Source organism: Streptomyces sp. NPDC101776, assembly GCF_044766845.1.
GTDB lineage: Bacteria > Actinomycetota > Actinomycetes > Streptomycetales > Streptomycetaceae > Streptomyces.
On sequence record NZ_JBIWMV010000003.1, the window covers coordinates 303481 to 318462 of the forward strand.

The 14982-nt window shown below is 71.9% G+C and carries 12 protein-coding genes; 6 read left to right on the forward strand and 6 right to left on the reverse strand.

The features are described 5' to 3' along the window. Window positions 1–65: 65 nt before the first annotated feature. On the reverse strand, window positions 66–545 hold the full coding sequence (locus ACIRRY_RS12885; protein ID WP_200682306.1) for an NUDIX domain-containing protein: 480 nt from the start codon (window positions 543–545) through the stop codon (window positions 66–68). Between the two features lie 77 nt (window positions 546–622). Then, complete coding sequence (lnt, locus tag ACIRRY_RS12890; protein WP_403971426.1) at window positions 623–2233, reverse strand: apolipoprotein N-acyltransferase; 1611 nt, start codon at window positions 2231–2233, stop codon at window positions 623–625. Window positions 2234–2490: 257 nt separating this feature from the next. Here lnt and ACIRRY_RS12895 point away from each other — a divergent pair, with 257 nt between their 5' ends. Then, complete coding sequence (locus ACIRRY_RS12895) at window positions 2491–3558, forward strand: O-antigen ligase family protein (protein ID WP_403972259.1); 1068 nt, start codon at window positions 2491–2493, stop codon at window positions 3556–3558. A 5-nt stretch (window positions 3559–3563) separates the two neighbouring features. Here the strand turns inward: ACIRRY_RS12895 and ACIRRY_RS12900 are convergent, their stop codons facing one another. Both ACIRRY_RS12900 and ACIRRY_RS12905 read right to left on the reverse strand, forming a co-directional pair. Beyond that, window positions 3564–4109, reverse strand: a complete 546-nt coding sequence (locus ACIRRY_RS12900) for a hypothetical protein (RefSeq protein WP_403971428.1) — start codon at window positions 4107–4109, stop codon at window positions 3564–3566. A 106-nt stretch (window positions 4110–4215) separates the two neighbouring features. Beyond that, on the reverse strand, window positions 4216–5001 hold the full coding sequence (locus ACIRRY_RS12905) for a glutamate racemase (protein ID WP_403971430.1): 786 nt from the start codon (window positions 4999–5001) through the stop codon (window positions 4216–4218). 69 nt (window positions 5002–5070) lie between these two features. Between ACIRRY_RS12905 and ACIRRY_RS12910 the strand changes: the two genes are divergently transcribed. Beyond that, window positions 5071–6237 (forward strand): glycosyltransferase, encoded by a 1167-nt coding sequence (locus tag ACIRRY_RS12910; RefSeq protein ID WP_403972261.1) that lies wholly within the window; start codon window positions 5071–5073, stop codon window positions 6235–6237. A 4-nt stretch (window positions 6238–6241) separates the two neighbouring features. On the opposite strand, the gene ACIRRY_RS12915 is transcribed toward ACIRRY_RS12910, so the two are convergent. Then, entirely contained in the window at window positions 6242–7567 is a 1326-nt protein-coding gene (locus ACIRRY_RS12915) for a TerD family protein (protein WP_403971432.1), read from the reverse strand. A 278-nt stretch (window positions 7568–7845) separates the two neighbouring features. Between ACIRRY_RS12915 and ACIRRY_RS12920 the strand changes: the two genes are divergently transcribed. The 4 genes from ACIRRY_RS12920 (at window position 7846) to ACIRRY_RS12935 (ending at window position 12501) form a co-directional block, all read left to right on the forward strand. Beyond that, entirely contained in the window at window positions 7846–8283 is a 438-nt protein-coding gene (locus ACIRRY_RS12920) for a DUF6643 family protein (RefSeq protein ID WP_403971434.1), read from the forward strand. A 42-nt stretch (window positions 8284–8325) separates the two neighbouring features. Beyond that, window positions 8326–9150: an MOSC domain-containing protein gene (locus ACIRRY_RS12925; RefSeq protein WP_403971436.1), complete on the forward strand. Its 825-nt coding sequence runs from the start codon at window positions 8326–8328 to the stop codon at window positions 9148–9150. Window positions 9151–9353: 203 nt separating this feature from the next. Beyond that, window positions 9354–9959 (forward strand): hypothetical protein, encoded by a 606-nt coding sequence (locus ACIRRY_RS12930; RefSeq protein ID WP_403971438.1) that lies wholly within the window; start codon window positions 9354–9356, stop codon window positions 9957–9959. A 106-nt stretch (window positions 9960–10065) separates the two neighbouring features. Next, window positions 10066–12501, forward strand: coding sequence for a right-handed parallel beta-helix repeat-containing protein (locus tag ACIRRY_RS12935; RefSeq protein WP_403971440.1), 2436 nt, complete (start codon window positions 10066–10068; stop codon window positions 12499–12501). Here the strand turns inward: ACIRRY_RS12935 and ACIRRY_RS12940 are convergent. Beyond that, window positions 12471–14810, reverse strand: coding sequence for a hypothetical protein (locus ACIRRY_RS12940; protein ID WP_403971442.1), 2340 nt, complete (start codon window positions 14808–14810; stop codon window positions 12471–12473). The two genes, ACIRRY_RS12935 and ACIRRY_RS12940, sit on opposite strands and share 31 nt — an antisense overlap. Window positions 14811–14982 lie beyond the last annotated feature (172 nt).

Here is a 14982-nt window from a genome sequence, read left to right on the forward strand (position 1 = left end):
AGTGCCCGGTCCACCCGCCGTACGGCACCAGCGCGAGACTGCCGCGTACCGGCTCGGCGCCTGCGTCAGTCGGAACTCGTGGTGTCGAACCAGGTGGGTGCGTCGGCCAGGGTCTGCTTGATCCGGAACAGCTGGTGATCGCTGAGCTCGGGCAGCGCGTCCAGTTCGAACCAGCCGACCTCCAACGACTCGTCGTCGTTCACGGCCGCCTCACCGCCGACGGCCCTGCACTGCAGCGTGATGTCCATGAACTGGCAGGCGTCACCGTTGGGATAGCTGATCGGTCCCCCGGCCTTGACCATGACGACCCGTTCCGCGACGCACTCGACGGCCGTCTCCTCGAACACCTCGCGCACCGCGCAGACCGCGGGCTGCTCACCGGGCTCGGGAATGCCGGAGGGCAGCGCCCACTCGTGGTTGTCCGCCCGCTTGCCCAGCAGGATGCGACCCGCGTCGTCGAAGACAACGGCGCTGACCCCGGGAAGCCAGAGCAGTTGATGTCCCGCGGAGGCCCGGATCGTACGGATGAAGTCAGGAGTAGCCATGCATCGACCCTAACGGGACGGTCCATGGCCGCTCCACGAACTGCCGTGCGTGTGGCGGGCGTACAGCGGGCGTACGGCTACGCGTCGCCCGCGCGTCGTCGGCGCACACCCGCGCCGATCGCCCAGCCGAGGCCGCCGGCGGCGACGAGGACCAGGGCCATCTCGGGCAGGATGCCGAGCTTCGTGGCCGGTGTCTCCGAGGAGCGCAGCGGCACCTTCTGGACCAGGGAGTCGGCCACGAACATGCCGGTCTTCTGGGTGATCTTCCCGTCCGGCATGATGATCGCGCTGACGCCGCTGGTCACCGGGACGGTGACGGTCCGGCTGTGCTCGACCGCGCGGACCCGGGACATGGCGAGCTGCTGGTAGGTCATCTCGCTGCGGTCGAAGGTCGCGTTGTTGCTGGGCACGGAGATCAGTTGGGCGCCGTCGGTGACCTCGGAGCGCACGGCCCAGTCGAAGGCCGCCTCGTAGCAGGTGACCAGACCGATCTTGGCGCCGTTCATCGTGAACACGCCAGGCTTGGTGCCCCGGCTGAAGTCCTGACGGACCATGCTGGTCCAGTTCTTGTTGATCGCCCCGAGAAGCGAGCGCATCGGGAGGTACTCGCCGAACGGCTGGATCTGCCGCTTGTCGTAGGTGTCGGTCGGGCCCTTCACCGGGTCCCAGAGGATCTGCTCGTTGTAGAGCTTGCCACCGCGCTCGACGACACCGCCGACCGAGATGGGAGCGCCGATCGCCTTCGCCGCCTCGTCGATGTCCGTGTACGCCTGGGCGTCGGCGAAGGGGTCGACGTCGGAGGAGTTCTCCGGCCACAGGACCACGTCGGGCTTCGCGACCTTGCCTGCCTTGACCTCGGCGGCCAGCCGCAGTGTCTCCTTGACGTGGTAGTCGAGCACGGCCCGCCGTTGGGCGTTGAACTCCAGTCCCGCGCGCGGGACGTTGCCCTGGATGACCGCGACCGTGGTGGTGCCGTCCTCGGCCTTGTCGCTGACCAGGGACCGCGCGGCCACCGCGCCCACGATCGGTACGGCCACGCTCAGCAGGGCCACGGTCGCGGCGGATCGTTGAACAACCCGGGTGCGCCGCCCCTCCAGGACGAGGCGGACGATCTCGTACAGGCCGAAGCCGCACAGCACGACCGCGAAGCCGAGGACCGGGGTACCGCCGACCGCGGCGAGCGGCAGGAAGACGCCGTCCGCCTGACCGAACGCGATCTTGCCCCAGGGGAAGCCGTGGAAGGGGGCCCGCGCGCGTACCGCCTCACCGGCGATCCACAGCGCCGCCGCCCACAGCGGCCAGCCGGGCAGCTTCGACACCGCGGTGACGGCCGCGCCGACCAGCGCGACGAAGATCGCCTCGACCAGGACCAGGGCGAGCCAGGGCCCGGGGCCGACCTCCACGCCGGTCCACACGAGCAGCGGCAGCAGGAATCCGAGGCCGAAGAGGTAGCCCAGTCCGAGGCCTGCCTTCCAACCGCGGCCACGCAGCACCCACCCGAAGCAGGCGAAGGCGGGCAGCGCCAGCCACCACAGGGTGCGTGGCGGGAAACTGACGTAGAGCAGCACTCCGGAGAGCGCTGCTACGGCGGCCGGAACCAGCCGGACGAGGCGGGCGAGGCGCGATACGGGCACGGCCTTCGGCTCCAGCTGGTCCGACTCGTCCACGGAAGTTGCGGTGACGGTCACTCCGGGAGTGTACGGCGGTGGACCTTGGCGCCGACAGCGCGGTCCGGACGGCGGTACAGGGCACGGAGCGACGGGGTACAGGGCACTGAGCAGGGCCGCAGCAGCATCGTTCCTGCGCAACTCGTCCACAAATCGGTCATCAGCCGTTACGGTGAGCCGGAGCCCCTGTTGTGCGGTCGGTCCAGGCCAGGACGGTGGGGGCCGGTCACGGGTCGGGGCGGCCCGGTTCAGGGGGCGGCGGGGTGGGTTCCACGGGGATGGCGTCGGCGACCGGTCCGGACGCCGACAGTGAAAGACGAAACGTTTCGGACGCGGCGGGCATCGCGGTGCTCGGATCGTGTGCCGCGTGGTCGCTGATCACCGCGGCCATGCACGACGGCCGGCCCGAGGGAGTGCTGCTCGCGGTTCTCGCGGTCGCGGCCGGTTACGCGTCGGGGCGGATCTCCGGGGCGCTCGTCCCGGTCGCCGCGCCCTGTGTGGGTGCGCTGGCCGGGCTCGGTCTGGCGCTGGCCGAACCGCATCTCGCCTTGGGCCCCCAGTTCGCGGTCCCGCTCGGCCACGCGGGTGCGAGCGCGGCCCTGCTGACCCTGGCGGTGGGTTCCGCGTGCTGCTCGGCCTGGAGCGCGTCGGCACCGGTGCTGAGGCTCGGGCTGTGGCTGCTGGCGGCCGGGATCACGGTCACCGCGGCCGTCCTGGGCTCGGTCACGGGATTCGTCCTGTCCACGGCGGTGCTGCTGTGCTCGCTCGCCGCCGGCCGGATGCGACACCGCGGTCCGGGCATCGCGGGCCTGGGCCTGGCCACGGCGCTGGTGACGGGCGCCACCTGGGCCGTCGCCGGAAACGTGCTGCCGGACGGGCTGGCCGCGTCCCTTGAGGGTCAGTTGACCCCGCACCGGATCCAGTTGTGGCAGGACGCCCTGCACATGGCGCATCAGGACTCCGCCCTGGGCGTGGGCCCCGGGCGCTTCGGGGAGCTGAGCGGCGCGGCGGCCGAGGCGTTGCTGCCGGACGGCAAACCGCACTCCGCGCCGCTCCAACTGGCGGCCGAACAGGGCATCTTCGGCGTACTCCTGCTGGCGGCGGCCTTCGGCTGGATCCTCCACGCGCTGTGGCGCACGACGCGCTCCACCCCGATCGCGCTCACCGCGGCCGCCGCGCTGACGGGGCTCGCGCTCATCGCCTCGGTCGGCAACGCGCTGAGCTTCACCTCGGTGTCGGTCGGCGCCGGTTTCCTGGCCGGGCTGGCCACGGCCCACCCGATCGCCGAGGACGCCTCACGCACCGCACCGGACGCACACGCGCGTGGCGACCGCCCGGCCCCCTGAAGGAGTCAGTGCACCGCGCCGGGCGCGGGCGGCGCCAGCCGGTCCGTGATGATCCGTACGGCCGCCTCCGCGTTGTCCACGGTGATCGTGAACGTGTGCCCGTCCCACAGCCGCAGCACGATGCCCTCGCCGCGCCGTACGACGACGGCGGTGCCCTTCTCGGGCCGCCAGCGGTAGCCCCAGCCGCCCCACTGGCGCGGGGTGACGTGCGGGGCGAACTCGGCGCCCGCGACGCTCGCGAGGAGGATGCGGCGGCGCGGCAGACCGATGTGGCCGCAGCGCACTTCGAGGCACTCCGTGTCCACCTTCAGGCCGACGTGCACGAAGGCGAGCGTGCCGAACAGCATGAGCAGTCCGGCCGCGATGCACCCGACGACGGACATGACGAGCGGGGCGATGCCGGACGTCCAGGTGGAGTCCACGGCCAGCTCGATGCCGAGCGCCATGCAGGCGGCACCGGCGAGCGCCAGCAGCCACTGGAACCGGTTGGTCGCGCGTCCGGTCCAGACCTCGGTCTGCGGGAAGGTTTCGTCGCGGGGGTGGTCCCTCATGCCTACGAGACTACTCAGGTTTCGCTGCGCGGGTACGTCGTTGCACAGGGTGACCGTTTTGTGGGGCGATACGGCGAACGCGTAGAGCCCGGTTCGTCGCCGGTGGTCAGTGGGCGGGGGTGACCGCCCGCAGGAGCCGGCCCTCGGCGTAGACCGACGCGGCGGCGGGCAGCTCTCCCTCTCGGCCGTTCAGGAGCACCGTCAAGGTGCCGTCGGCCGGTGCCTCGGGTGCGGGCTGTTCACCGATCCGGCGCAGCGCCTGGGCGGCCACCGCGTCGGCGGAGCCGTGCAGGACGAGCGGCGGGCGGTCGGGGCGCTGCACGGCGGCGCGGATGCGTTCGGCGACCAACTCGTAATGGGTGCAGCCCAGGACGACGGTCGTTACATCGCCGGGGGTCAGCTCCGCGGCCGCGGCGACGGCGGCGTCGATCGCCGCCTCGTCCCCGTGTTCCACGGCTTCGGCCAGCCCCCAGCACGGGACCTCGGTGACGGGAACACCGTCGGCGAAGTCCTTGATGAGGCCACGCTGGTAGGGGCTGCCGGTGGTGGCGGGCGTCGCCCAGATCGCGAAGGGCGTGCCACCGGCCGCCGCCGGCTTGATCGCCGGGACCGTGCCGATGACCGGGATACCGGGCTCCAGGCGGTCACGCAGGGCCGTCAGGGCGCGCACGGTCGCGGTGTTGCAGCCGATGATCAAAACGTCGGGCCGGTGCGCGGCGGCGGCCTCGGCGACGTCCAGCGCACGCCGGGTGACGTCCTCCGGTGTCCGCGGTCCCCAGGGCATGCCCTCGGGGTCCAGGGAGAGCACGAGATCCGCGTCGGGGCGCACCCGCCGTACCGCCGCGGTGGCCGCCAACAGACCGATTCCGGAGTCCATGAGCGCGATCTTCACCCGGCCACGATAGACGATGGCCTCGGTGGAGCAGCTCCCGTGGGGCAGACTGCGGCCGTGAGCGCCATCGTGTGGATCGCCGCCGGATCTCTCGCCGCCTGGCTGTGGCTGCTGTTCTGTCAGGGCTTCTTCTGGCGCACGGACATCAGACTGCCGACCCGCACCGACCCGGACGACTGGCCGTCGGTCGGTGTGGTCGTCCCCGCCCGTGACGAGGCCGCCGTACTGCCCGAGAGTCTGCCCTCGCTCCTCGCCCAGGACTATCCCGGGCGGGCGGAGATCTTCCTTGTCGACGACGGCAGTTCGGACGGCACCGGGGAGCTGGCCCGCGAGCTGGCGTCCCGGCACGGCGGGCTGCCGCTGACCGTGGACTCCCCCGGCGAACCGCCCGCGGGCTGGACGGGCAAGCTGTGGGCCGTACGGCACGGTGTCGGGCTGGCACGCGCGCGTGACCCTGAGTACCTGCTGCTGACGGACGCCGATATCGCGCATGCCCCGGACAGCTTGCGGGAGTTGGTGGCGGCGGCGCGCGGCGGCGGGTTCGACGCCGTGTCGCTGATGGCCCGGCTGCGCGTGGAGAGCGTGTGGGAGCGCCTCGTGGTGCCGGCGTTCGTCTACTTCTTCGCCCAGCTGTATCCGTTCCGCCGGATCGGCATGAAGGGGGCCCGTACCGCGGCCGCGGCGGGCGGCTGTGTGCTGCTGCGCGCCGACACCGCCGAACGGGCGCGGATCCCGGACGCCATCCGGCACGCGGTGATCGACGACGTGGCGCTCGCCCGTGCCGTCAAGGGCGGCGGCGGTCACATCTGGCTGGGGCTCGCCGAGCGGGTGGACAGCGTGCGCCCGTATCCGCGCCTGTACGACCTGTGGCGGATGGTCTCGCGCAGCGCGTACGCCCAGTTGCGGCACAACCCGCCGCTCCTCCTGGGCACCGTCCTCGGGCTGGCGCTGGTGTACCTCGTGCCGCCCGTCGCCCTGGTCACCGGTCTGGCCGTCGGGAACACGGCGACCGCGGTCCTCGGCGGTCTCGCGTGGCTGGTGATGACGGGGACGTACATCCCGATGCTGCGCTACTACGGGCAGCCGCTGTGGCTCGCTCCCCTGCTGCCGTTCACCGCGTTTCTGTACCTCCTGATGACCGTCGATTCCGCGGTGCAGCACTACAGGGGACGCGGTGCGGCCTGGAAGGGCCGCACCTACGCGCGTCCCGACGCCGTCGTCGGCGACGAGAGCTGAGCGGTCACTTGCGGCCCGGGGTCCAGTTCATGCCCCACCCGTAGACGCGGTCGACGGTCCGCTGCGGACTCACCCCACGCTCGGGGACGAGGTACTGGACCTCGCGCTGGACGACGAGATCGCCTCCGGTGTTGGTGATCAGCGCGAGCGCGCACACCGTGGAGGGCACCGTGCACTCGTCGAGCGAGAAGTCGATCGCGGCGCCGTGCTGCGGCTGGAGCGTGACCGTGGCGTGCAGGTCGGCGAAGGAACGCGCGCCTTCGTAGATGGTCACGAAGACGAGGATGCGCCGGAAGTCGCGAATGTGGTCCAGGTTGATGGTGAGGTTCTCGCCGCTCGACGACGCGCCGCTGCGGTCGTCGCCGTCGAGATGGATGTACGGGGGCCGCTGCAGAGAGCCGAACGCGTTGCCGAGGGCCTGGACGACGCCCTTGCGGCCGTCGGCGAGTTCGTACAGGGCGCACAGGTCGAGGTCGAGGTCCGCGTGCATCGCGACCGCCCGGCCGCGCTTGCTGCCCCAGCCCGAGAACTGCTTGCGCACCTCCCAATTGAGGTTCACGCGCATGGCGCCCGAGGTGCCGCCCTGCTTGGTCAGGGAGACCGAGGGGGCCGCCTTGGTGAGCGTCACCTTGGTCAGCCGTACGGGGGTCGCCGGAGGGGGCGAGGGCGGGCCGGCAGGAGGAGCCATGGGCATGGGCGGGGGCAGATTCACGGGCGGTCCGGAGGGCGGGGGCATGGTCGCGGGCCCGGTGGGCGGCGGCATGGTCACGGCCGGTGCCGGTGCCGCCTGCTGCGGCTCGTCCACGGTGATGCCGAAGTCGGTCGCCAGGCCTTCGAGCCCGCTGTCGTAGCCTTGGCCGACGGCCCGGAACTTCCAGGCGCCCTGGCGGCGGTAGAACTCGCCGAGCACGAAGGCGGTCTCGACCGTCGCGCCCGCGCTGTCGAAGCGGGCGACCGCGGTGTTCTGCGCGGCGTCCCGGACCTCGATGTACAGATCGGGGACCTGACCGAACGTTCCGCCGTCCGACGACGCGGCGAGGACGACGCGGTCGACGGCGGGCTCCACGCGCGCGAGGTCGACGAGCAGGCTGTCGGTCACCCGCCCGCCGGTGTTGCCCTTGCCCTCGTGCCGGACCGCGCCGGAGGTGTGCGCCGGCTGGTTGTAGAACACGAAGTCGCCGTCGGAACGGACCTTCCCGTCGACCAGCAGCAGCGCCGAGGCGTCGGCGTCCGGAACGCCGGGTCCGGGCCGCCAGCCCAATTCGACGCGCAGTGCCGTCGTCGGCACCGGAACATTCGATCCTTTCGGCATCGACATGTCTGCCCCCATCACGTGTCGCCGCGCCAGGACGCGCCCGGCAGCCCATCGGGTGTCTACCCGCACAACCTATTCCCCGGGGCGGCGAACGCCCATCAGGGACGCGACAACACCTGTGGCCAACCGCTGGTAACCCGCCGGGAACTCGGCCTTTACACGATCCGAACACCGATCGATGCCCTTTTTTGCCAAGTTCGCTCGCATTGGGGATCCCGTGCCACCCCCGACACGGAAAACAACCCTCTAATCGGTCTCCCCAACCACCACATCGTGGGCTTAACTTATGTGCCATGACCTCCCCCCGCTCCACTTATGGCGGCGGCTACTACTCCGCCTCCTTCCCGGACACTCCGATCTACGACTCCCTAGTCGCCGAACGGGGTACCCCGCAGATCGCCCCGATCCGGGTCCCCGCCGCCTACGACATGCCGGGGAGCAACCTGCCGGCGCTCCCGTCGGCACTGCCCGCCCTCCCGGCGGGTCCCTCGCAGGCCTCCTACGGCGGCTACCCGCAGGCGCAGCAGCCGTCCCCGTTGCAGCAGGCGCCCGCCGCCTACATCCCGCAGCAGGCCCCGCCGCGCGGTTACGGCCAGCAGCAACAGCAGCCGCGCCCGATGGCGGCTCCGGCCGGCTACGAGGCGATGCGTCCGGCGGCTCCCCGCCCGGCTCCGGCGCCGTACCAGCAGGACCCGTACAACAACCAGCAGCAGTACCGGGGCGGTTACTGATCCGTACCCTGCGTTGTCAGTGTCACCTGGCACGATGAGGTGATGGGGAATGCGGAGCTGCGGTCGATCCACGTTCATCCGGTCAAGGCGCTCCGGGGTTTCTCGCCCCGGGAGGCTCTCGTGGAGCCTTGGGGGCTGGCCGGTGACCGACGCTGGGGGCTGATCGACGACGGGGGAAAGGTCGTCACGCAACGCGAGCACCCGCGTCTCGCACTGGCCGCCGCCGAGCTTCTGCCCGGCGGCGGTGTTCGTCTGTCCGCACCCGGCCGTGGCCCACTGACCGTGCCCGTTCCGGAGCCGGTCACCACCGTGGCGATGGAGATCTTCGGTACGAAGGTCGACGTGGTGCCGGGGCCGGACGCGGCGCGCCTCTGGTGCAGCGACTATCTGGGCTTCGGCGTCCGTCTTGTCCACATGGACGATCCCGCCACGCGCAGGCCCCTGGACCCGGACTACGCGCTTCCCGGTGAGACCGTCGGTTTCGCCGACGGCTATCCGCTGCTGCTGACCTCCGAGGCCTCCCTCGACGCCCTCAACTCCCTTGTCGCACAAGGGGATCACCCAGCCGAGGGGCCGCTGCCCATGAACCGGTTCCGGCCCAATGCGGTCGTCGCGGGCGCCGCACCCTGGGCCGAGGACGACTGGTCGGGTGTCGTGATCGGCGAGGTCGCCTTCCGGGTAGCGAAGATGTGCGGGCGCTGCGTCGTGACCACCACCGACCAGGGCACCGCCGAGCGAGGCAAGGAGCCGCTGCGCACCCTGGCCCGGCATCGGCGCATCGGCGGCAAGCTCGTCTTCGGGCTGAACCTGGTGCCCCGGTCCACCGGCACGATCCGTGTCGGGGACCCGGTCCGGATTCTCGGGTAACCGGAGTTCCGCATTCACGCGCGGCCGGAGTTCCGCCTATGAGCGCTCGGGGCGGGAACCCTCCCCGTGGGCCCGGTCGTTGAGATCCCGTGAGAAGTTCGTGAGAGGCCTTGGGAGAGGTGATTTCGCTCTCTCTTTGACGGGGCTCTTGGGCGAACGGCCGGGCGCGGGGTTATCACGGAGCGGGAAGGGGGTGCGGGACGGTGGGAGCAATCAGGGGTCTGTGGCGTTGGCGGCGCAATCCGCTGCGTCGCGCTACCGATCTGGTCGAGGCCTGGCTGGCCCTCGTGGTCCTGCTGGTGGTCCTGGTCGCCGCACCCGTGATCGGTTCGCTCGTCGGCATCGTCGCGCAGGACACCCTGCAGCGGTCGGTGCGGGAGCAGCGCGCGGACCGGCACGTCGTGACGGCGACGGTGGTCAAGAAGCTGAAGGGGGCCGAGATCGACCCCGACCCCGACTCGGCCACCGCGCGGGACATCCGCACCCGCGTCCTCGCCGACTGGACCGCCCCGGACGGCACCGCACAGCACGGCACGATCATGGCGAACCTGAACACCCCGCACGCGGGCGACCACTTCAGGCTCTGGACGGACCAACAGGGGCACATAGTGGCCCGCCCGCTGGACTCGGCCACGGCGACGACGCACGCCGTGCTCGCCGGGCTCGGCGCGGCACTGCTGGCCGCCGGGCTCGTCGACAGCGCCAGACGGTTCGTGCTGTGGCGCATGGTCCGCCGCAGGTACGCGCGTTGGGACCGGGCCTGGGAGCGGGCGGGCCCGGACTGGGGCCGGACCGGCACCGGCAGCTGACAGCCTTCCAACTCTGGTCAACCCACCGTCCGCACGCACGCTACGGTGGACCGGCGAAGGCTTCGGCATCAACCCGCGTACCACGAGGTGGGGGCACAGCAGCGCCATGGCACAGGGCACGGTCCAGGTGACGCACACCGGTACATCGCGGTGGCGGCGCCGCACAGGTGAGTACGCGTCGCTCGCCGCCGCCCTGGAGGCCGCGGCCGAGGGCGACGTACTGACCGTCGCTCCCGGCACCTACCGGGAGAACCTCGTCGTGCAGCGGTCGGTGACCCTGCGCGGCCCCGAGGGTTCGCCCGGCTCGGTGCGCATCGCGCCCCTGGACGGCGTGCCGCTGACGGTCCGCGCCTCGGCGGTGGTCCAGGACCTGCATGTCGAGGGCCAGGACTCGGCCGCGCCCGCGCTCCTTGTCGAGGACGGCGCACCGGAGTTGACGGATCTGCGGATCGTCACGCGCTCCGCGTCCGGCATCGAGGTGCGCGGCGGCGCCCGCCCCACCGTGCGGCGCTGCACCGTCGACAACCCGGCCGGCATCGGGATCGCCGTACTCGACGGCGGTGGCGGGGTGTTCGAGGAGTGCGAGGTCGTCTCGGCCGGGCAGGCGGGCGTCGCCGTGCGTGGCGGCGGTCACCCGCGCCTGGAGCGCTGCCGCATCCACCACGCCTCGGGGGTGGGTCTGTCCGCGACGGGTGAGAACTCCGCGCTGGAGGCGGTGGGTTGTGAGGTCTACGAGACGCGCGGCAGCGGCGTCCAGATCACCGCCCGCGCCACCGCGCACCTCACCGACTGCGATGTGCACCGTACGACCGCGGACGGCGTCACCCTCGACACGGACGCGGTGCTGACGCTGGCCGACTGCCGTATCCACGACATCCCGGAGAACGCGGTGGATCTGCGCTCCCGTTCGGTCCTGACGCTGACGCGGACGACGGTGCGCAAGTTCGGGCGCAACGGACTGTCGGTGTGGGACCCGGGCACGCGCGTGGACGCCAACCAGTGCGAGATCTTCGACAGCACGGGCGACTATCCGGCGGTGTGGGTCAGCGACGGCGCCACCGCGGTCCTCGACTCCTGCCGGGTGCACGACGTACCGGACGCGCTGTTCGTGCTCGACCGCGGCTCGCGCGCGGACGTCGTCGACACCGACATCTCCCAGGTACGCAACACGGCCGTGTCGGTGAGCGATGGCGCGACCGCGCAGCTCGACGACTGCCGGATCCGGGACGCGGCCACGGGCGCGTGGTTCCGCGACCACGGCAGCGGCGGCACTCTCAACAACTGCACCGTGGACGCCACCCAGACCGGCGTGATCGTCACCAAGGGCGCCGACCCCACCATCGAGCGCTGCACGGTCGACTCCCCCGCAGAGGCCGGCTTCTACGTCTCCGCGGGCGGCCGGGGCACCTTCCTCGGCTGCCGCGTGACGGGCAGCGGCGGCTACGGCTTCCACGTCATAGACGGCTGTCGTACGACCCTGAAGAAGTGCCGTACGGAGCGGTGCGCGCGCGGCGGTTACGAGTTCGCGGACGCCGGACCGGACGCGGGGCCCGGCACCGGACCCGTCGTCGAGGACTGCACCAGCGACGAGAGCGGCCTCAAGCCGCCCACCGCCCATGAGACGGCCGTGGAGACGGCGAGCCAGGCGGCCAGCGTGCTGGGTGCGATCCCCGTCCAGCGCACCGCCGAACAGGGACCCCCGGTCACCGCGACGGAGCCGGAGAAGGAGTCCCGCACCTCCAAGGCCGTCCTCGGCGAACTCGACGCGCTCGTCGGCCTGGACAGCGTCAAGCGCGAGGTGCGGTCCCTCATCGACATGATCGAGGTGGGCCGGCGCCGCCAGCAGGCCGGCCTCAAGGCGGCCTCCGTCAAACGGCACCTGGTCTTCACCGGCTCCCCCGGCACCGGCAAGACGACGGTCGCCCGGCTCTACGGCGAGATCCTCGCTTCGCTCGGCGTCCTGGAGAAAGGACATCTCGTCGAGGTGTCCCGGGTCGACCTGGTCGGCGAACACATCGGCTCCACCGCGATCCGCACCCAGGAGTCCTTCGACAAGGCGCGCGGCGGAGTCCTGTTCATCGACGAGGCGTACGCCCTCTCTCCGGAGGACTCGGGCCGCGACTTCGGTAAAGAAGCCATCGATACGCTCGTGAAGCTGATGGAGGACCATCGCGACGCGGTCGTGGTGATCGTCGCGGGCTACACCGCCGAGATGGAGCGGTTCCTGTCCATCAACCCCGGTGTGGCGTCCCGCTTCTCACGAACCATCACCTTCAGCGACTACAACGCCGAGGAGCTGCTCAGGATCGTCGAGCAGCAGGCCGAGGAGCACGAGTACCGGCTGGCCGAGGGCGCGTCCGAGGGGCTCACGAAGTACTTCACGGCGATCCCCAAGGGCGCCGCGTTCGGCAACGGCCGCACCGCGCGCCAGACCTTCGAGGCGATGGTGGAACGGCACGCGAGCCGGGTCGCCCAGGTCGAGGAGCCGAGCACGGACGACCTGACCCTGCTCTACGCCGAGGATCTGCCCGAGCTGCCCTGAGGCGGCACCTCGGGCCGCAGCCGGGCCAGCAGCCGCTCGCGTTCCTCCGCGAACGCCGGGTCGGCCTGGTAGTCGGAGTGGCCGAGGATCGGCGCGGGCAGCGGGTGCCGCGCCGTACGGCCGTACTCCAGTGGGTCCTTGAGGGGTTCGTGGTCCACCTCGGGGCCACAGTCGCCGGACACGCGCACCGGGCCGCCGATGGGGTCGGTGAGCCGGTACAGATTGCGCCAGCAGTCGACCTCGCGGTGTAGACGGCTGAGTGCGGCCGGTCCGAAGTGGGCGGGGAACCAGCGGCCGTAGAGGCGCTCCAGGGGTGAGCCGTAGGTGAGCAGGGCGACGCGTTTGCGCAGGGCAGGCTTGAGTTGCCAGGCCGCCGCCGCGGCGAGGACGCTGCCCTGGGAGTGGCCGGAGAGGACCAGGCGGCCGCCGGTGGCGCGGGTCCAGGTGGCGATCCGCCAGGTCAGGTCGGGGACCGCGCGCTCGGCGTAGCAGGGCGGGGCGAAGGGGTGGGCGGCGCGCGGCCAGAAGGTGCCGACGTCCCACAGGATGCCGATGGTGCGCCGCGCGGAGGCGTCCTTGTAGGCGCGCCTTCCCCAGGTGACGAAGAGTATGAAGCCGAGCCCGATCATCCAGGAGCCGAGGCCCTGCGAGGTCTGTGCGGTGCCGTGCACGAAGGCGTACGTCTCCTCCCCCGCCTGCTCCGGTGTCCGGTCGGTGGTGAAGGCGCCGACGAGTGCTCCGGCGCCCAGGAGCAGGGTCGCGGTGGAGGCGACGGCGACGAGGAGGGGCCCGCGGTCGGTGAGCGTGGCCATCGCGCGCGTGCCGGCGATCCGGGCGGTGCGTGCCCGGTCCTTGCGCCCGCCCGGGTAGTCGTGGGCCACGGCGGCCAGTTCGCTGCGGCGCAGCCGCCAGGTGCGGTGGCCGAGTCCGGCGCACAGGACGAGGACGACGAGGAGCAGCGGCGGGATCACCGAGGCCTGCCAGGTGAGGAGGACGGGCGGGCCCGCGAGGGACGTTCCGGTGCCGTCCAGCCAGTCGGAGACGCGCTGGGAGACCCCGCCGGACATCACACCGCCCAGGGCGCAGGCCAGCATCGCGACGGCCGGGCCGCCGAGGCCGTGCATCGCGGCGCGCGGGTCGCGGTGGGTGCGGTGCAGCAGGTGGGCGACCACGGCGAGGGCGATCACCAACAGGCCCTGCACCAGGGCGATTCCACCGAACGCGGCATCGCCCGACAGCCGCCCGGACGACTCCCATCCCGGGCGCGACCAGCCGGCGTACAGCAGGGCGAAGGCGAGCGGCAGGAGTGCGCCGAGTGGCAGGCGTCGTACGAGACGGCGGTCGAGCGCCTGGTCGAGGCGGTTCTCGCTGCGGCCGCGACGGCACACTACGTAGACCACGACGAACGCGAGGCCGGCGAGTGCGGTCTCCAGGAGTGTGCCCAGGGGAGCAAGGGTGTCGGGGCCGTCGGGTCGCCGGTCGAAGCGGGCCGTCGGGACGGTGACGGCCGCTGCGACCGTCAGGAGGCCGGCCGCCGTGTGGGCGGCGCGCAGCCGGGCGACCAGACGGCGGCCGTACCAGAAGCCGGGGCGGCCCAGGGAACTGTGGCCGGTCTCGTCGTCGGGTTCGGGTCTGCGGGGCATCGGCTGCTGGGACTCGTACTCGCTCCAGGTACGACGGGAGAGGTACCAGAGGAGGACGGTGAGCGCGGTCGGCACCAGGGCGGCGAGCGCGAGGCGGCGGCCGGGGCGGCTCCACCAGCTGTCCTGCGACAGGGCGGGCGACAGGAAGCCCAGCCAGGTGTGCCGTTCGGCGCACGCGCGCGTGCCGGCGCACTGCCAGGCGGCGAGGTCGAGGGCGACCTCGCAGGCGGCCGCGACGAGCAGCACCGTCAGGGTCAGTCCCGCGAGCCGTACCAGCAGCCCGTAGAAACGCACCGTCCGTTTCCGGTCGCGTGCGGTGGGGCGCATCCAGTGCGCGAGGTTGACGACCATGAACGGCAGCAGCAACAGCCACAGGGCGCGGGTGCCGTTGCCCGAGGTGAGGTTGCACCAGACGTAGGCCTCGCGGATCGGTCCGCCGCGTTTGTCCCCGGGCCTGGACTCGGCGTCGACGTCTGTGGCGCGCCGGAAGACGGCCGCGGTGTCGTCGCCGGTGATCCGCACCGTGCGTGGATCGCCGAGCATCTCCTCGGGTGTGGCGCCGCCCACTCCGTGGACCAGGAGTTCCAGGGCGGGTTCGGTCTGTTCGGGCCGTCCGGCAAGGCTCTTCGCCTCGTCCGTGACGGCGTGTTCCTGTACACGCTCCACTGTTCGCACATCCCCCGTGACGCACTGTCCGACTGTGTCCGTGCTCACACCAGGATCGCGCTTCACGGCGCGTCGCACACGCCCCGTCACCGAATCTCCCCGATCCGTGTGACACCTGGGGGACGGACGATGCCCGAATGACATGTGCGCGTCGGGACAGGCGGTGGCGCGG